This is a genomic window from Ruegeria sp. HKCCA4633 (assembly GCF_013034605.1).
Taxonomy (GTDB): Bacteria; Pseudomonadota; Alphaproteobacteria; order Rhodobacterales; family Rhodobacteraceae; genus Ruegeria.
This window is the reverse complement of record NZ_WQGJ01000001.1, coordinates 597,051-613,319: the sequence shown is the minus strand read 5'-3', so window position 1 is coordinate 613,319 and position 16,269 is coordinate 597,051. Positions and strand designations below refer to the sequence as shown.

The 16,269-nt window shown below is 55.7% G+C and carries 17 protein-coding genes and 1 tRNA gene; 8 read left to right on the top strand and 10 right to left on the bottom strand.

What is annotated here, in order from left to right:
- Positions 1-2: 2 nt before the first annotated feature.
- From GOV85_RS03025 to GOV85_RS03015, 3 genes are read right to left on the bottom strand one after another with little or no spacing between them, the layout of a single operon-like run.
- Positions 3-2,003: a capsular polysaccharide biosynthesis protein gene (locus GOV85_RS03025; RefSeq protein WP_171174856.1), complete on the bottom strand. Its 2,001-nt coding sequence runs from the start codon at positions 2,001-2,003 to the stop codon at positions 3-5.
- 3 nt (positions 2,004-2,006) lie between these two features.
- A complete protein-coding gene (locus tag GOV85_RS03020; RefSeq protein WP_348540074.1) occupies positions 2,007-3,140 on the bottom strand; it encodes a polysaccharide biosynthesis/export family protein in 1,134 nt (377 codons plus the stop codon).
- Between the two features lie 53 nt (positions 3,141-3,193).
- On the bottom strand, positions 3,194-4,519 hold the full coding sequence (locus GOV85_RS03015; RefSeq protein WP_171174854.1) for a capsule biosynthesis protein: 1,326 nt from the start codon (positions 4,517-4,519) through the stop codon (positions 3,194-3,196).
- Positions 4,520-4,657: 138 nt separating this feature from the next.
- Between GOV85_RS03015 and GOV85_RS03010 the strand changes: the two genes are divergently transcribed.
- The 5 genes from GOV85_RS03010 (at position 4,658) to GOV85_RS02990 (ending at position 7,864) form a co-directional block, all read left to right on the top strand.
- Positions 4,658-5,245: a riboflavin synthase gene (locus GOV85_RS03010; protein ID WP_171174852.1), complete on the top strand. Its 588-nt coding sequence runs from the start codon at positions 4,658-4,660 to the stop codon at positions 5,243-5,245.
- A gap of 99 nt (positions 5,246-5,344) precedes the next feature.
- Complete coding sequence (gene ribB / locus GOV85_RS03005; protein ID WP_171174850.1) at positions 5,345-6,466, top strand: 3,4-dihydroxy-2-butanone-4-phosphate synthase; 1,122 nt, start codon at positions 5,345-5,347, stop codon at positions 6,464-6,466.
- 2 nt (positions 6,467-6,468) lie between these two features.
- Complete coding sequence (locus GOV85_RS03000; protein ID WP_171174848.1) at positions 6,469-7,020, top strand: 6,7-dimethyl-8-ribityllumazine synthase; 552 nt, start codon at positions 6,469-6,471, stop codon at positions 7,018-7,020.
- Positions 7,017-7,499, top strand: a complete 483-nt coding sequence (gene nusB, locus GOV85_RS02995; RefSeq protein ID WP_171174846.1) for a transcription antitermination factor NusB — start codon at positions 7,017-7,019, stop codon at positions 7,497-7,499. Before GOV85_RS03000 ends, nusB begins: the two co-directional genes overlap by 4 nt.
- A gap of 59 nt (positions 7,500-7,558) precedes the next feature.
- A complete protein-coding gene (locus GOV85_RS02990; protein ID WP_171174843.1) occupies positions 7,559-7,864 on the top strand; it encodes a hypothetical protein in 306 nt (101 codons plus the stop codon).
- Between the two features lie 214 nt (positions 7,865-8,078).
- On the opposite strand, the gene GOV85_RS02985 is transcribed toward GOV85_RS02990, so the two are convergent.
- Positions 8,079-8,504: an SRPBCC domain-containing protein gene (locus GOV85_RS02985; RefSeq protein WP_171174841.1), complete on the bottom strand. Its 426-nt coding sequence runs from the start codon at positions 8,502-8,504 to the stop codon at positions 8,079-8,081.
- Complete coding sequence (locus GOV85_RS02980; protein ID WP_171174839.1) at positions 8,501-8,821, bottom strand: helix-turn-helix transcriptional regulator; 321 nt, start codon at positions 8,819-8,821, stop codon at positions 8,501-8,503. Before GOV85_RS02980 ends, GOV85_RS02985 begins: the two co-directional genes overlap by 4 nt.
- Before the next feature lie 114 nt (positions 8,822-8,935).
- Here GOV85_RS02980 and GOV85_RS02975 point away from each other — a divergent pair, with 114 nt between their 5' ends.
- Positions 8,936-9,367 carry an MmcB family DNA repair protein gene (locus GOV85_RS02975; protein ID WP_171174837.1) on the top strand — a complete coding sequence of 144 codons (432 nt, stop codon included), beginning with the start codon at positions 8,936-8,938 and terminating at the stop codon, positions 9,365-9,367.
- Between the two features lie 2 nt (positions 9,368-9,369).
- On the opposite strand, the gene GOV85_RS02970 is transcribed toward GOV85_RS02975, so the two are convergent.
- Positions 9,370-9,558, bottom strand: a complete 189-nt coding sequence (locus tag GOV85_RS02970) for a DUF6324 family protein (RefSeq protein ID WP_171089264.1) — start codon at positions 9,556-9,558, stop codon at positions 9,370-9,372.
- Positions 9,559-9,635: 77 nt separating this feature from the next.
- Between GOV85_RS02970 and GOV85_RS02965 the strand changes: the two genes are divergently transcribed.
- Positions 9,636-10,118 carry a GNAT family N-acetyltransferase gene (locus tag GOV85_RS02965; RefSeq protein WP_171174835.1) on the top strand — a complete coding sequence of 161 codons (483 nt, stop codon included), beginning with the start codon at positions 9,636-9,638 and terminating at the stop codon, positions 10,116-10,118.
- Positions 10,119-10,165: 47 nt separating this feature from the next.
- Positions 10,166-10,242 (top strand) — tRNA-His (locus tag GOV85_RS02960).
- Between the two features lie 318 nt (positions 10,243-10,560).
- On the opposite strand, the gene GOV85_RS02955 is transcribed toward GOV85_RS02960, so the two are convergent.
- The 4 genes from GOV85_RS02955 to GOV85_RS02940 form a co-directional block, all read right to left on the bottom strand.
- Entirely contained in the window at positions 10,561-10,956 is a 396-nt protein-coding gene (locus GOV85_RS02955) for a hypothetical protein (RefSeq protein ID WP_170482826.1), read from the bottom strand.
- Positions 10,957-11,312: 356 nt separating this feature from the next.
- On the bottom strand, positions 11,313-12,173 hold the full coding sequence (locus GOV85_RS02950) for a hypothetical protein (RefSeq protein ID WP_170482822.1): 861 nt from the start codon (positions 12,171-12,173) through the stop codon (positions 11,313-11,315).
- 106 nt (positions 12,174-12,279) lie between these two features.
- The gene (locus tag GOV85_RS02945; protein ID WP_170482819.1) at positions 12,280-14,145 is read right to left on the bottom strand and encodes an AMP-binding protein; all 1,866 of its coding nucleotides are present in this window, start codon (positions 14,143-14,145) and stop codon (positions 12,280-12,282) included.
- A 343-nt stretch (positions 14,146-14,488) separates the two neighbouring features.
- A complete protein-coding gene (locus GOV85_RS02940) occupies positions 14,489-16,114 on the bottom strand; it encodes a hypothetical protein (protein WP_170482816.1) in 1,626 nt (541 codons plus the stop codon).
- Between the last annotated feature and the right edge of the window lie 155 nt (positions 16,115-16,269).

Below are 16,269 nucleotides of genomic sequence, written 5' to 3'. Positions count from 1 at the left end.
GATTAACGCCACAAATGCGCGTGGGTCGCAAACGCGCCCTGAAGTTTCGACAGCACTCGATTTACCGGCCCAGTGGGCACAGAATTCCCTTGGGCAAGACGCTCTACCGCCACTTCCACCGGACAGGGCTGGCCTGTGACGGGATCGAAGTAGCGGGGATAGTCGATCAGGGTTGCATGTACCAACCCCGTCAACGACGGTCTCGCACCGCGCCGAACTGGAACCGCCCCTAGATCGGTGGTCAGGCCCCAACCGGCATAGAACGGTGCGCCGAGGGTTGTAACCTTTACCCCGCGCAACAAAGCCTCGAACCCCAGAAGCGATGTCATTGTCCAGACTTCTTGGACATGGGGCAGAAGCGAGGCGGGATCTGTGTCAGCGACGACTATGTCGGCCAACGTCGCGGCGTCGATCCTGCCTTCGCGCAGCCCGGCTTCAACATCGGGGTGCGGCTTGTAGATCAGGATTGCGTTTGGATTGGCGTTGCGGGCAGCTTTCAGCAGATCCAAATTGCTGCGCACCGTGCTGGTGCCCAGCAGGACCGAGGCATCATCCTCAACCTGTCCCGGCACTAAAATACGATGCCCTTCGGGCAGGGCGGAGGCGGGCTGGCCCATATTGTATTTGCTCAATCCCTCTGCCAACAACCGCTGTATCAGGCGCTCGGCCCGCAATTCCTGATCCGGGCGCAGAGTTTCACGTCGACTGATCAGGTCTTCTAACTGGCTAGGTTTTGTCGGATCGTAGTAAATGCCGATTTCATCCGTCACCAACGAGAGTGGAGGGACAAGTTCTGCCCCCAAGCCACGCGACCTCAGAAACCCGTCTTCGACCCGCACCGCACCATCGGTGTCGCGTGCCTGATTGGCCCAGACCATATGTGGGCGCTCTGCAGTTTCGGGCTGTGCCGCTGTAAATCGCAGCTTTGCGTGCTGCCCGAATATCTGCTGCAGATGCTTGCGTTTCCACAGCCGCATACCAGAGGCGGTCCATCCGTTCCGGTCCTGCCGCCACGCGCGGGTTTGCGCTTCGAGCGTGTCCAGCACTGTTTCAAGTTCGCATAGTTTATCCCGAAAAGGATCGTACCATGTGGGGTACAGCAGCATAGCTGCAGCGAAAAGCTGAGCGCGGGTCAGGTTGCGTTGGCGGCGCGTAATTGGGTTCTCATCCTGTGTCAGGCCCCAGCCAGCGTAGAATGGCTGACCGAACACACGTGGTTTATGACCGGCCAGGATAGCTTCGAACCCCAGTTGTGAGGACACAGTATAAACGGCAACAGCACCTTCCAGCAGGGGCCAGGGGCTGATCGGGTCGCTGAACATCGAAACGCTGTCTGAAAGCTCCTGATCCGTGAAATGCCCTTGGCGATAACCCGCCTGTGTTTCCGGGTGTGTTTTGATCAGGATACGCGCACCGGGGTTTTCCTCTTGTGCGACAAACAGCATTTCAAGGAACCGCGCCCGGTCCGCGCCGCTGGCTGTAACCGCAGCGTCGCCCACCGTTTGATCGACGACCAGAACATATCCGGGGTCCGGAGGGGTCAAGGCCAGATCAAAGGCGGAATATTTGCTGAGATGCAGTTCTTTGATCCGTTCGATTGCAGCGCGCGCGCGATTCAGCAGGGCGGTGTCGTCCAACGGCTCATTGATCAGAGTCTTTTCAAGGTCCGATGGGGCTGACGCGTCGAAATGCAGCCCCGAGCGATCTATGAATAAGCCCAGGGGGCTCTCTCCCTCGCGTCCCGGGTGCAACGATCTGAGGAATGCATCTTCGATCCGTACAACCGGCGCGTCGTGTTTTTCGGCGACCGTTAGGCCGCGATGTGCAGTTGGGCTGTCGCCCCAAACCCCTACGCAATCACCGCTTTTGGGAATGCCCAAACGAACATCAAAGCCAGCAAGGGACAAGATCCGCTTCAGGCGCTTTTGCGTCAAAAAGCCACCATTATAGACAAACAGCCGGGTACGGCTGTCCCCGGCTGAGCTGTCCTCGTCGGGGATCATGCATCAGTTTCCGGTCAGTGTGGCAACGTTGGCAATAGGTGTCAGGCCGCCCGCGATAAGTGAGATCGATTTGCTCCACTGTGCGTATGGCGCTTCGGTCACATAGATTGTGTCGTCGTCGCGGATCACGAAATCCCGCGCGATGAACAGGCCGTTGGGTGCTGTCAGATTCAGCAGATAAATCATGCGTTGGTCGCCCTTCAGGTCCGCACGGCCGGTGATGCTGCGAGCCACGCTCTCGCGTTCTTTGCGCAGGATGAAGATACCTGTCGGATCCGAGGATAGCGTCAGCAATCCACCTACTTGGGCAAGTGCTTCAAGGGCAGAAAGGTCCTGGCTTTCAAAGGCCACGCGGGACTGGCCGCCTGTAGCGCCAAGCGCGATATAGGACCGGCTGTCTTCTTCCACCAGGATGCGATCGCCACCGCGAAGGGCCACATCAAGCTTGGGATTCCGATACAGGTCTTCGTACCAGACAGTGCCCCTTTGTCCGCCACGGATCAGTGTCACCAATGCAATGTCAGACGCCACCGAGACGCCCCCCGCCTGAGACAACATGCCCAACAAAGAGCGGGTCGGCCGTTGGATCGCGTATATGCCCGGTGCGTTTACTGTGCCGGTCAACGATACAGTGGACCCGTCGCCTGCAGCGCGCCGCACTTCGACCTGTGGATCCGGTGTCTGTTCCTGCAATTTGTTTGTGATCAGAACGCGCAATTGTTCCGGTGTGTTTCCGGCAGCCCGTAAGCGACCTGCATAGGGAACAAAGATGAAGCCTTCGCTATCAACCTGCACCTCTTCCAGCGCCGTTGCCGCGCCAGTTTCGGTGGTCAAAAGGCCGTCATCAACGTTTTCCCAAATGGTCAGGCTCAGAACATCACCGGGGCGAACCGTATCAGCGGTCAAGGTCTGGGCACTGCTGAACGAAGGGGAAAAGCCGAATTGTGGGATCGCGGATGTGGCACGTGTCACTCGATCATCGACCTCGACAACAAACGCGTTGCCACCGTTCTGCACAGCACCTGCCAGGATTTCGGTTTTGTTAGGTCCGGATTTCGGAAGCTGGCACGCGGCCATCAGGCCGATTGCGGCCACAAGGGAAACCCCCCGCATCCAACGCATAGGAGAGATCTTCACTGCCGGTGTCCTCAGTCTTTTTGTACTTGTGCGCAGCCTATCCGGTCAGACGCTCAACTTCCAGTCACAGCACGCCCTTGTCCTTCAACGATTTTCAACTGTGGCGTCCGCGCCGCGTTCTTGTCGAGGATCATCTGATATGGATCATTCGCACTCAGCATCATGTCTACAGCACGCCGCAGAACCTGCCGTCGACCACGACGGGAATAGAAACCGCCTGGCACCTGACTGGTTTCCAGAAGGAACTGTCGATAACACCGATATGCCTCGCTGTCGGGATGTTCAGGCGCTGCAAAAAAGGCAGCAATAGGCTGCTGAGACACGAATTCGGGTTTGTCGTAAACGGACCGTCCGAAAATCCGCAGTGGAATACCACGCCAAAGAACCTGCTGCCCGGCAGTTGAGTTCACGGTCACGGCTGAATTCGCCTCATCCAGAAGCTTGGCCAGTTTTCCGCCGGGGACATAGTGAACCCTTTCTTGAATACTGTGCCTTCTGGCGCATGCCATTGCGTGGCGGCGCAATGGTTCGCGGTGGTTTTCCAAAGGATGCTCCTTGATGACCAGCCTGTGATGTGCAGGCGCGCCCTGCGCAAAGCCCTCGATCACCTGATCCAGAAATTCGCACATGCCAGAATAGTTGGAATGTGCCCGGACCGAGCTGTCATGTCCCAATTGCAGCAGGACCAGGTGGTACGGATGACCACGCCACCTGACACGGGCTGTCGCAATACTGCGGCGAAGTCTGTGAAAAGGCATCAAAATCAGTCGCTTGAAGTAAAGCCTGAACTCAGTTGACACAGGCAGTTCCCGATGTCGCCGGAAGTTGCGATATCGCCCGTTCATGAACATGACGAACCAGTGGTAAAGGGCGCCATAGAAAATGTGCTGCCGCATGTCCCCCCAATGTGATGGTGGCGGGGGTGTTTTGTTGTCCGCGTCTTCCAATGCTAGCCGCATCTGATTTGTGCCCAGCGACATGAGGTGCGAGTTCCCGTTTGATCCGTTCCGCTCATACGTCACCCACCAAGGACGCAGATAGCCTTCCTCAAACACATGAACGATTGCCCCGTGCGCCCTGGCAACATGAACCGCTTGCGCGTGAACTGGCCGTGTATCCCCATAGAGGACTATGTCCGTGATGCCCTTTTCCGCGATGATCCCGGCAAGCGTTTCAGGCCAGGTCTCGGCTGCGTCGAGGAATGGAACATAGCTTGCCTTATCGGCCCAGAACGCTTGGTCACCAGCGTTGAACCCGACGCGCCAGACCTGAGCCCCAGTGGAACGCAGCATTTTTCCCAATGCGGAAAAAAACGGCCCATGTGGTCCCTGAAGAAATAGGAATACGCGATCTTTTGGATCTAAGGGCGTATGCTGCATTTGGACTGCTCGTTTGGCTTTATTGTCGAAACTATGCCCGTTTGGGCAAGGCGCGGCAAGGCAGGGCTTGCTCGCGCGGTCTGATAGGCTTACCTCGGCGGTGAGACTAGGACAGCGTAGAGACTGAGGGTTAACGGAATGTTTACAGGGATCGTTACCGACATGGGCACCGTCACCGAACTGGAGCAGAAGGGAGACCTGCGCGCCCGTATCAAAACAGCCTATGATACGTCCGGTATTGATATCGGGGCTTCAATTGCCAGTGATGGCGTTTGCCTGACAGTGATCGCACTGGGGGATGATTGGTATGATGTTCAGATCAGCGCTGAAACCGTGTCGAAAACCAACCTGGATACGTGGACTGTTGGCAAACGCGTCAATCTTGAACGTGCGCTAAAGGTTGGCGACGAATTGGGTGGCCATATCGTATCCGGTCACGTGGATGGCGTGGCCGAGGTGGTTGCCGTCGAAGACGAAGGCGACAGCACCCGTGTGACTCTGCGCGCGCCCAAAGACTTGGCGCGGTTTATCGCCCCAAAGGGGTCAGTGGCACTGAACGGAACCTCTCTGACGGTCAACGATGTGAAAGACTGCGATTTTGGTATCAACTTCATTCCGCACACCAAAGAGGTGACCACCTGGGGCGACGTTCGTGTTGGCGATCGTGTCAACCTTGAGATCGATACGCTGGCCCGTTACGTCGCGCGTTTGGCCGAGATGTCCTGATACGTCGCGTCGCGCCCGATCTGCGCCGTTTGCAGGCTGGCCTTTGGGGCCTGAGTGGTCTATTCCGCCGTGCAAACATGCCATCTGAAAGGCTGCCCCATGAGCTTTGAAACCCCCGGTCCGGTTGAGGCCCAGCTGCGCGATGCGATCAGCCCGATCGAAGACATCATCGAAGAAGCGCGCGCAGGCCGGATGTATATCCTCGTCGACCACGAAGATCGTGAGAACGAAGGTGATCTGGTCATTGCCGCTGAATTCGCCGATGCCGAGGCAATCAACTTCATGGCGACCCATGGGCGCGGCCTGATCTGTCTACCGATGACAGCGGAACGCGTGGATGCGCTGGGGCTGCCGATGATGGCCGTCAACAACTCGTCCCGGCACGAGACGGCCTTCACCGTATCGATTGAAGCGCGCGAAGGTGTCAGTACCGGAATTTCCGCTGCTGATCGTGCGCTGACCGTGGCTACCGCGATCAATGAGCAGAACACAATGGCGCACATCGCGACGCCTGGCCATATCTTCCCATTGCGGGCCAAGCGGGGTGGGGTGCTGGTGCGTGCGGGCCATACAGAGGCTGCCGTTGATATCTCGCGTCTGGCAGGGTTGAACCCGTCCGGGGTGATCTGCGAGATCATGAAGCCCGACGGCACCATGGCGCGTCTGCCTGATCTGGTTGAATTCGCTCAAGAGCACGACATGAAAATCGGCACGATCAGTGATCTGATCAGCTATCGCTCGCGCAATGACAATCTGGTGGTGGAAACTTCGCGTCAGACCGTCACGTCAGAATATGGCGGCGATTGGGAAATGCGGATATTCACCGATCAGACCCACGGCATCGAACACGTGGTCATGATAAAGGGCGACATCTCGACGCCTGAGCCGGTTTTGACCCGCACGCACGCGCTGCACGAAGCGCCGGATATCCTGGGTCTCGGGCCGAAATCTTCGCGCGAATTGCCGCGTGCGATGGAAAAGATCGCCGAAGAGGGGCGCGGTGTCGTCTGCCTGTTCCGGCAACCACGCAACTCACTTTACGCTATTGACGATGATGGCCCGCGAACCATCAAGCAGACCGGGCTGGGCGCGCAGATCCTGTCCAAAATGGGTATTCAGGACCTGGTGCTGCTGACCGACTCGCCTGAAACCGTGTATCTGGGGCTCGACGCCTTTGGTTTGTCCATCGTGGGCACCCGCTCGATTTTGAAGGAAGACTGATCATGGCTGAACAAGACAAGCATGGCATCCTGCCGACGCCCAGTTTCGACAAGCCGGTGAAGCTGTTGATCGTGGCGGCCCCGTTCTATCGCGCGATTGCCGACAATCTGATCGCCGGTGCCAAGGCCGAGATCGATGCCGCAGGCGGCACCTGCGAGGTTGTTGAAGTTCCGGGCGCGCTGGAGATCCCCACCGCCATCGCCATGGCCGACCGTCAGTGCAATTTCGACGGCTATGTCGCCCTGGGCTGCGTCATTCGTGGTGAGACCACGCATTATGAGACCGTCTGCAACGACTCGAGCCGCGCCATCCAGCTGATGGGTCTGCAGGGCCTGTGTATCGGCAACGGTATTCTGACTGTCGAGAATGATGAACAGGCCGAAGTCCGGGCTAACCCCGAAAAGATGAATAAAGGTGGCGGGGCGGCCGCTGCGGCCTTGCATCTGATCGCACTCAGCCGTAAGTGGGGCTCTTCCAAAAAGGGCGTTGGCTTCAAGCCGCCGTCCGAGTCCATCCTTGTGGCGGGCGACAACAACGGACCCACGACAGCATGACCCAGACAGACGCGCCGAAACCGGCCAACCAGAAACGCCTGATGAAATCCGCCGCCCGGCTTTATGCTGTGCAGGCGCTGTTCCAGATGGAGCAGTCGGGTCAGACAACTGAACAGGTTGTTAACGAGTTTCTGGATCACCGTTTTGGCGCCGTCTATGAGGGCGAAGAAATGCTGGATGGCGATATCAGCGTGTTCCGATCGCTGGTCGACAACGCGGTGAACTATCAGGCGCCGATCGATCAGATGACCGACCGCGCTCTGGTCGCAAAATGGCCGATCTCGCGCATCGATCCGACCCTGCGGGCGCTGTTCCGCGCGGCTGGGGCAGAGCTGACCCAAAGCGACACGCCACCCAAAGTGGTCATCACCGAGTTCGTTGACGTTGCGCGCGCTTTCTTCCCCGAAGGCAAAGAGCCCAAATTCGTCAACGCCGTGTTGGACCATATGGCACGCGAGGCTCAGCCCGAGGCGTTCTGACGCCTTTACCGTCGCCCTCCAAGCGCTAGACTTCTGATATCAGCGCAAGGAGAGATGCGGTGCCGAAACTGATCCGTCTGTATATCACTCAAGTCGCTTGGGGTTTTGTTATCTCGGCAGTGTTTGTCGGGGTTCTATTGGCGTTGAACGTGGCGAACTTGCGCAACCTGATCACGGGCTCGGAAATCGGTCTGATCGCGCTGATCATGATCTGGTTCATGAACGGTATCGTCTTTGCCGGGGTACAATTCGCCTACAAGATCATGAGCATGGCCGAAAAGCCCGGTGGTCCACGGCGTGGATCGCCTGTCGTGCATAGCTTAAAGCCTGCACTTGCCAAGCAGGAAGCCCGCGCAGAGCGCTGAAATTCAGGGGAAATTGCGGCGGGACCACCAGTCAACCGTGCGGTGTGATTCCCGAGGACCTGTATGTACAGGTGGGCGCCAGGTAATCAGGCCAGGACCTGAACAGAGCCAGCCCCCTCGGAATTGCTTAAGGCCACCAGAATGCTACCTGTCACAAGAAGGGCAGAACCCGCCACGCGTTTAACTAGGGTGTCTGGCGGGTTCGCACAAGGGGTCAGGCATCAACAGTTTCGTGCAAAGCCACGCGCATCTTGCCAAAGTGTTCGTCCCACCCTTTGTCCAAGGCCAGGATCAGTCCGAAGGCATCAGTACCCTGCGGCAAGCCTTCGTGCCGCAGATCAAGACGCGTTCCACCTGCCACAGGCTCTAAGGTCCATTTCACGGTGCTTACAGCATCGCCCATGGGTTTCACTGTGAACGTGTATTCAAGATACTTGGGAGGTTTAGCGACGCGAACTTCGCCCCAGATCAGCAAGTCTCCACTTGTGGTGCCAAACATCTCAAGCTTTTGACCTTCGACCAACGGCCGTTCCGGTTTGTGAAACCATTCTGCCAAATGGTCAGGGTCCGTAAGATAAGCCCATACGGTTTCCGGTTCGGCCCTGAGGAATATTGATTTCTTCAATACAGAATCGGTCATTTTGATTTCCTTTCAACAGCTTCCTTGAGAGAGTTGAGGCGGTCGTCCCAGAACTGGTCAAAATAGCTGAGCCAATCCAGAACAGGGGCCATCCCCAGTGGTTCAAGTCGATTAATGCGTTCCCGACCGCGCACTTCGACCGAGATCAAGCCACCGTCAGAAAGAACAGTCAGGTGTTTCTTGACCGCAGCTCGGGTCATGTCGAACCGGTCGGTCAATTGCCCGATTGTCATGTCCTGAACTGCAAGCAGTTGCACGATGTCCCTGCGAGTTGGATCAGCCAGCGCACGAAACGCGTTTTGAGTTTGGTTTTCCATAAGCACCCTCAAATGAGATACCATTTGGTATCATATTAATGCAGTACCAAAAGGTATCATGTCAAGTCTGAAGGGGTGCTTTACTTTTGTTCACTAATTGTTCACATTTGAGAAATGGTTTTGGATTTGCAGCCTGGACAAAAACTGGCGCGGGGTGTCGCGCGACACCTTGCGACGCATGGTTTTGTATCTGTTGAGGAATTTGTCCCGGCACGCGGTTTGCGCGTCGATGTGATGGGGTTAGGCCCCAAGGGTGAGCTTTGGGTGATCGAATGCAAATCCAGCCGGGCCGATTATCAGTCAGATTCGAAATGGCAGGGCTATTTGGAGTGGTGTGATCGGTTTTTCTGGGCTGTCGACACTGATTTTCCGGTCGATCTTTTGCCCGCGGAAACCGGTTTGATCATCGCCGACGCATATGACGCAGAAATTGTGCGCATGTCGCCCGAAGACAAATTGGCCCCTGCACGGCGGAAGAAGATGATCCAGAAGTTTGCAACAGATGCGGCACGTCGTCTGCACGCGTTGCGCGATCCGCGGCTTTAGCGTCAGCCTTTGACGGCCAGAGCGGCTTGGACAGCCGCGCGGATTTCATCGGCAATTTCTTCGGCTTCTTCCGGGTCGAAATCCATCGGAATTTCCACACCGTCTGCTTCGATGAACAAGCGTACCATACCCTGATCGGTTGGGCCGATTTGCAGATTCGCCTGAATGTCGCGTTCGGTATTGATGCCCATCTGTGCCTCCGAGACTGAGCATTCCTGCTAGCGCGCACGGGGTTGAGAATCAAGTCACCTTTGCGGTCAGATAAATCATGGATGATGTTACACTCAGAACCTTTCAACCTGACGACGCCGCCTGGCTGGTCGAACAGCACGGTAGGCTCTATGCGCGTGATGAAGGGTTTGACGACAGTTTCGCGCCTTTGGTGGCACGTATCCTTGACGAGTTCATCGCATCCCACGATCCCACCCGCGAAAGAGGCTGGATTGCAGAGCAGGGTAGGCAACGGCTGGGCAGCATTTTTTGTGTAGGTCTGGATCAGCACACGGCAAAACTGCGCTTGTTTCTGCTTGTCCCCGAGGCACGCGGTCATGGGGTGGGCAAGCGGCTGCTGAAAGCCTGCACAGGCTTTGCAAGGAACGCAGGATATCAGGAAATGGTTCTGTGGACCCACGAAAGCCACAGGGCGGCATGTTCGCTTTACAAGGCGTTTGGGTGGGAACTGACAGACAGCAAACCGGTGCATTCCTTTGGGGTCGATCTTGTCGAACAAAGCTGGAAATTTCGGCTTTAATCCTCTTGCATTCCCCCGGCGCGTTCGGTAAATCGCCCCTCACGAGTGCCGCCTTAGCTCAGTTGGTTAGAGCGCTGGATTGTGGATCCAGAGGTCCCCTGTTCAAGCCAGGGAGGCGGTACCAATTTTATATTTAAATTTCATTATTTTACGTGGTTAGGCCACTTGAGTATCGTAGGGACGTTCACCTAAAGGCAACTCCAAGGCAACTACGCTACACGAAATGATTGGATTTCTAGCCGCACTTCTTGCGGCGCTATAGACCAAGGGTTACCAAACTCTCCCGATGCGATGTGTCATGCGCCGACGATCACTATGCCACCGGAAGGGACCGAACGCACAAAATTGGTGGGTCAATCCTAAGTTATCGCGCGCAAGCGATTGACCTGTGCATACAAACCCAAACCTCCAACTTAGACAGCAGCTATGTGATGGTTGGACACTACTCGTCGTCATCGGGTTTTGAATCGATCACCTTTTGCTGAGCCAATCTTTCTGGCAGGCGGTGGCTGATATCTTTGAGCCGCTGTCTCGGATTGATGCTCATACCGACAGTTCCGCTGTGGGTGTGTGTGATGCTAACGCCATCAGCGCGTCCAAATGCTCGGTCCTGAGCTAGGGCTAACAGGGCGATTTGTTCTTTGCCAGAGAGTTTTCCCGATACAAATTCACCGTTCCCATCTATGCGATTGAAAAGCTCGTCCATCGACAAAAGGTCGCTCATGCGTTTCACCGCGACCTCGCCGTTCGACTGGATCAACTTTCTTGTCTCGGGGTCCAGCTTGGGTCGCCCGCCGGGATTGCCAGAATGACCTGGCTTGAAGAGAGGTGTTGGCATATTTGACTCCTCTGTTCTCAGAAGGTGAAGGTGCAACGTGGCAAGTATTTATTTTATATATCGTAATTCGGCATGAATTGCGAATACTTGTGCCTTACACGGCATAGCTGGGCGGTAGTTATGTTCGAAGCACGGTAACAGCGGACTATTATCGCCAGCGACTGTTATCGTGCAGAGCGTTCACTAAATGAAGAAAGTTCGACTGTCTGCTGCCGAAAGACCGCTTAGCGGCGCTTAGCCGTCATCAGACAAAAACGGTCGAATGACCTCGTTGAGCCCTAAGCAGCCTCTTTTTGAGACCGTCTCGAATGGTGCTTATGGATCGCCATACGTGAATCTGATGATGCACAAAAAGCCTATTCAGCTACGACTGGTGCGATTTCATCCCGTTCATCGACTCGTCTTCGAACCATCTCAGCAATCAAAATGCCAGCCGGCGCCGATCCCCAAATGCAAATCTGGATCGCGAGGGCTTCGATGTCGCGAAACAGCGGATCGATGACAAAAAGTAGAACACGAAACAACCAGAATGATCCCCACATCGAACCAACAAAGCGCCACATCCAGATACGGTGCTGGGCTGTATCCTGTCGTCTTATTGCCAGTATTCCCATAACAGCGGTGGCATAGACGAAGATAGACATTGAGAAAAAGCCCCATGTCGACAGGGCCCCGCCGTACTCTCCAACAGGACCGTGTTGGGCCGCGAGTATCGCAGCGCAACCAACACCAACTGTCAGTATCCCAAAGCTGATGCGCCCGAGGATCGCGTGGTTCGCCCCCCGACCACCGGGAAAGAACATTTGTACGTGCATCAGCACAAAAACAATGGAATTGCAGACGACATGCCCAAGCAGCAGAGCCGATCTCAGCTCTGGTCCATTCGCAAAACGATCATAAAAGGCAACGCCCCACGCAGGATGGTTTGTGAATGTGTTGCCCCAGACAGAGCAGGAATTGTCTGGGCACGTGGAGACGGCAGCGGCACTCACCGGATCGCTCAGTCCCAAATTGATCAACACGTCATAGATACCGACAAAGTTAGCTATGGAGGCCGCGGGGCCGTAAATGACGTATCCGGCGTTCAAGTACAGCATCAGCAGAATGCCAAAGAGAAGTACGGGCACGAACTTTCTCTTCATGACCGCATGAACAGCCAGACCCGCCCATATTGCCAGACCGACGAAGACCGATATCACACCCAACGGAACCGCCATTTTGCCCTCCCCGAACAATACGATCGTTTAAGAGGCTCGCACAATGGGCGTCCGCGGTGCAATAAATTTTGCGATCGGAAACTCGCGCAGCGAGGACGAGCGCGTTTTACGATCCTCCCACAATGCGCGTCTCGAACAGGAAATCCTTGAGCTTTTGCTCAACAAGAGGTCCGGACGTCGTGTTTGCATCATTCAGTTTCACCGTCACGCAAAGCCCGCGTGGCCCTCCAGCCTCCACCTGCACATCGGCATCAGACACCTGAAGTTCGTCACGAAGCAGATTTTTCACGACCAGCTTTGCAGCATCGCATCGCAGGCTGGGTTTGAAAATCTTGCCCACGGACGTCAGGGGAATCTCATCAACAATTTCAATGATTTTGGGCCATGCCGGTCTTTCGTCGATGGTCTGCCGAGCATGTTCCATGAGTTCCTCGACCGTAACATCATCCGGTGTGTGGACCTGAACAAAGCACATGGGCAGTTCTCCGGCATAAGGATCAGGCATCCCGACCGCAGCGGCCAACGCGACAGCGGGATGGGTGCTCATCGCGTTTTCGATCATGGCCGGATCTATATTATGACCGCTTCTAATAATGAGGTCTTTCGAACGGCCAGCAACGTACAGGCAGCCATCAGCGTCTTTGTATCCCAAGTCGCCCGAGTTTAGGACACCCTCGTCGAATACCCCAGTGTTGAAGCTCGGCTCGCTGTATCCTGGAGACACGTGGGAGCCTGTAATTGCAATTACACCAATTTCGCCGACCTCGCATTCCTCTCCCAGACGGCCATCGCTTTCCAGCTTCAGAACGTCGACACTTGTGTATGGCAACGCCCAACCCACTGAGCCCGCAGTGCCAGAACCACCCAGTGGGTCGATACTGATCAGTCCGGACGCTTCTGTCATGCCAAGAATTTCGAACAAAGTGCAGCCCGTGACCTCCTTGAAGCGTTGCCCGACGGCGGGTGGAAGCAGTGATGCGCCGGTTGCACCCGCCCGCACGCCCGAGACGTCATTATCACCAATCGGTGTCTGCAGGATCGCCCCAATCGCGGTTGGAACACCTCCGACAATCGTGACTTTGTGATCTGCGACAAGCCGCCAGAAGCTTTCGACCACCGATGGATTACGCAAACCCGCGGGCGTCATCACAAGCAGCTCTACGCCTGCCATGAAACAGCTGAGCCCGCCCACAATCGTGCCGGCGACGTGGAAAAGCGGGAACGTGGCCGTAAAAACATCATCCGAACGAAAACCACACATAGCTGCGCCCCCGAAAGCTGCAACCAATTGACTGCGATGCGTGTGTGCAACAAGCTTTGGAACGCCCGTTGTACCCCCGGTGTGAAAATAGGCCGCCAGATCAGAACCGCTCCGGGCCTTCCCAAATGCCAGGTGATCCTGTGGTTGGTCAGACAATGCCTCGGTGAGGTCAATCACCCCGGCTTCAGCAGGCGTACCCGGGGGAGAAACGCGTACCAGCACGAGGTCCGGGATTTGCTCCCTCAATGCCAAAGCTTTCTGCCAGATGTCGAGTTGTGGGTGTGGGCCAAGAGTAACGAGGATTTTCGCCCCCGACGCTTTGATAAGCTCTGCTATGCTCTCAGGCTGCAAAAGAAAGTTTATGGGCACAGCGTAACCAGCCGTTTCTGCGCCCCAAAGCGTGACGTGTGTTTCAACCAAAGCGGGCAACATATACGCCACGCCCGGTGCCTCCCCTCCAATCTCGGCAAAAAGATTTGCTGCGCGCCGGATCTGCCCAAGTAGCTGGCCGTAGGTGACACGACGAGGCTGCTCATCTGGTGCTCCGGTCATCAACATCGTCAGTGCAACAGCATCGGGATCACGCTCAGCACTGTTTTCAAAGACCTCCAAGATGCTTTGCTCGGGCAACCGTTCGTCGAGCGTCATCTCGGCTTCGAACTCAGCTATGTCGTCGCGCGTCCTGATCGGACGTGTGCCCAGATTAGCCATGGGGTTTCCTTCAACTCTACTAAGGTTGTTTCCGAGCTTTGGCCGAAGAACAGGATTTTGCAACTCCGATGTACGTGCTGAGATCCACATGCTGATCGAGTAGGCTGCGGAATCCAGCCATTTACGAATTTCCGGTGTGTCCCGCAATGCAGACGGTCAACTGAATCGAGCGAATGACCGCACCGAGCCCAAAGCGACCCTGAGAAATAACGCATATCATCGCCCGAGGTGAAAGTAGTTAGCGCGCTTCAGGTTGGGTCTTGGCAGAATATCGAAAGGCGGGAACGTCTTACATGTCTACCATTCGATCATAAGTCTACGCTATTGTAACCCATTTAGGCCTCTAAGCTTGGATCGGATCACCTGGCAACCCTATAGCCTCTCTAATCGGTTCAGGCAGATGAAGGTTTTGTGCCAGGATATCCGCTTTTTCAGACAGCGCTTTAGCACGTTCTGCAGCAGTTTCCGCTTTGGACTGCATTCCCGACTTCTTGAGTATCCACGCCTTAACTAACCAGAAGTGTCTGCAGTAGGGACGCATTTCAGTTGCGTCTGAAATAGCTTCGATCGCGAGTTGCTTATCACCTGCCATCATGTGGGCAATGGAAAGGGGATAAAGCCGGTATGGCAGAAACGGATCCTCTTTGGAACGACTCACAGCCCCCACCAAACTGTTCCGTGCAGCTTCCCAGTTACCGGCAATAACTTCGGTGTAACCGCTTGCCTCCATGCCCAACACGTAGCTAGGGTTCAGACGGAAAATTCTATCAATGTCCTTCCTCGCACCATGCAGATCACGCGCGAGGCGCGCACGCACCTGTGCCCTCGTGTACCAGCAATAGTCGGAGCGAGGAGCTGCCTGTACAGCCTTGTTCGAAGACTCGATGATCCGCGTGCGCAGATCAGGGTCAGGCTCGCGATAGCATGCTTCCAAGGGGTACAGTTTGGCTTCACACCACATCGCAAGCCCGGATCCGTTCTCGGGATCAAGTCGAAGCGCGCGCTCAAGCAATTTACCCGCATGATTATAGTCCTCGATGGTGGCACGATAAAACAGCATTGCCGCTCGGGATCTCAACTCACTTGGACTCAGTTGATCGTCTGGAATGTCGCTCAGTCGGTCACCATCAAATGCGTTGATCTGCAGACGTAAATCGTTTGAGAGCTGTTCTGCAGCCCGATCGCTTAATTCAAACAAATCCTCTGAACTTCCGTTTAAGAAGCGCGACCAAGTTACCTGTCCATCTCCCAAGCGGGTAAGGCTGGACGAGATCCTTGCTTCGGTCTCCCGGCAGCGCAACCTGCACCTCAGGCTGTAAGTTGCTTTGGTCTCGGATGTTGAATCTGTTGCAATTACACGCACACCAGTGCGACGCGAAAGACTGTGAACCAATTGCTCCTGCAGGTCAGCACAAACCTCAAGCGTCTCTCTCGTTTCGGGAGCACTTGTGACCGGCTCGACTGCAATAGAAGGCAACTCGGTATGTTCTATTTCACGCTGCGTGGCGGGCCGCCATTGAAACCCATTCACAGGAAGAGCAAGGTTCTTTAAATCGAACGTACCAGCATCGCTGAAACCCGCTGAGAACTTTTTGTCCAACTGCCGCCTAAGGTCTTCGGAGATCATCACACCACCGGGTGGTGCTTCGGTTTGCAGGCGTGCGGTGATGTTTATACCGGCGCCATAAATGTCGGCCTCGTCTTGAACGATCTCCCCGAGATGAGCTGCCATCCTAAGCCTGATTTTCTCATGGTCGACCAATGAAAGTTGCACAAATTGAGCGGTTTCGATTGCCGCTGACACTGAAGGAAAGGCAATTATCCATCCATCACCCATACGCTTCAGTATCTCGCCGCCTCTTCGTACGGCCTCTGGTTCCAGTAGTTTATCCCGAAGTTCGCGGATCAGCCCGATTGCGAGTGACTGATCCGCCTCCATTGCGGACGTATAGCCGACCAGGTCGGCCATCAAGATCACGGCAAGGCGAGCTCTCATAAAGCAAGGTTAAAACAACGCTCGGGCATTGTCATCTTTTGAAAACCTGCGATGCGATCTCGGGGCATCTTCAAAGCAATGCAGTGAATGGCGGCTTCGTCTGCAGAGCAGACACAGACATTCTGTGA

Bases quoted from the DNA above. Each gene is read 5' to 3' on its own strand.
- GOV85_RS03000 (WP_171174848.1), top strand. From the start codon at position 6,469: ATGGCTGAACAAGACAAGCATGGCATCCTGCCGACGCCCAGTTTCGAC.
- GOV85_RS02985 (WP_171174841.1), bottom strand. From the start codon at position 8,504: ATGACCGATTCTGTATTGAAGAAATCAATATTCCTCAGGGCCGAACCG.
- GOV85_RS02955 (WP_170482826.1), bottom strand. From the start codon at position 10,956: ATGCCAACACCTCTCTTCAAGCCAGGTCATTCTGGCAATCCCGGCGGG.
- GOV85_RS02950 (WP_170482822.1), bottom strand. From the start codon at position 12,173: ATGGCGGTTCCGTTGGGTGTGATATCGGTCTTCGTCGGTCTGGCAATA.
- GOV85_RS02980 (WP_171174839.1), bottom strand. From the start codon at position 8,821: ATGGAAAACCAAACTCAAAACGCGTTTCGTGCGCTGGCTGATCCAACT.
- GOV85_RS02965 (WP_171174835.1), top strand. From the start codon at position 9,636: ATGGATGATGTTACACTCAGAACCTTTCAACCTGACGACGCCGCCTGG.
- nusB (WP_171174846.1), top strand. From the start codon at position 7,017: ATGACCCAGACAGACGCGCCGAAACCGGCCAACCAGAAACGCCTGATG.
- GOV85_RS02975 (WP_171174837.1), top strand. From the start codon at position 8,936: ATGGTTTTGGATTTGCAGCCTGGACAAAAACTGGCGCGGGGTGTCGCG.
- GOV85_RS02945 (WP_170482819.1), bottom strand. From the start codon at position 14,145: ATGGCTAATCTGGGCACACGTCCGATCAGGACGCGCGACGACATAGCT.
- GOV85_RS03010 (WP_171174852.1), top strand. From the start codon at position 4,658: ATGTTTACAGGGATCGTTACCGACATGGGCACCGTCACCGAACTGGAG.
- ribB (WP_171174850.1), top strand. From the start codon at position 5,345: ATGAGCTTTGAAACCCCCGGTCCGGTTGAGGCCCAGCTGCGCGATGCG.
- GOV85_RS02970 (WP_171089264.1), bottom strand. From the start codon at position 9,558: ATGGGCATCAATACCGAACGCGACATTCAGGCGAATCTGCAAATCGGC.
- GOV85_RS03015 (WP_171174854.1), bottom strand. From the start codon at position 4,519: ATGCAGCATACGCCCTTAGATCCAAAAGATCGCGTATTCCTATTTCTT.
- GOV85_RS03025 (WP_171174856.1), bottom strand. From the start codon at position 2,003: ATGATCCCCGACGAGGACAGCTCAGCCGGGGACAGCCGTACCCGGCTG.
- GOV85_RS02940 (WP_170482816.1), bottom strand. From the start codon at position 16,114: ATGGCCGACCTGGTCGGCTATACGTCCGCAATGGAGGCGGATCAGTCA.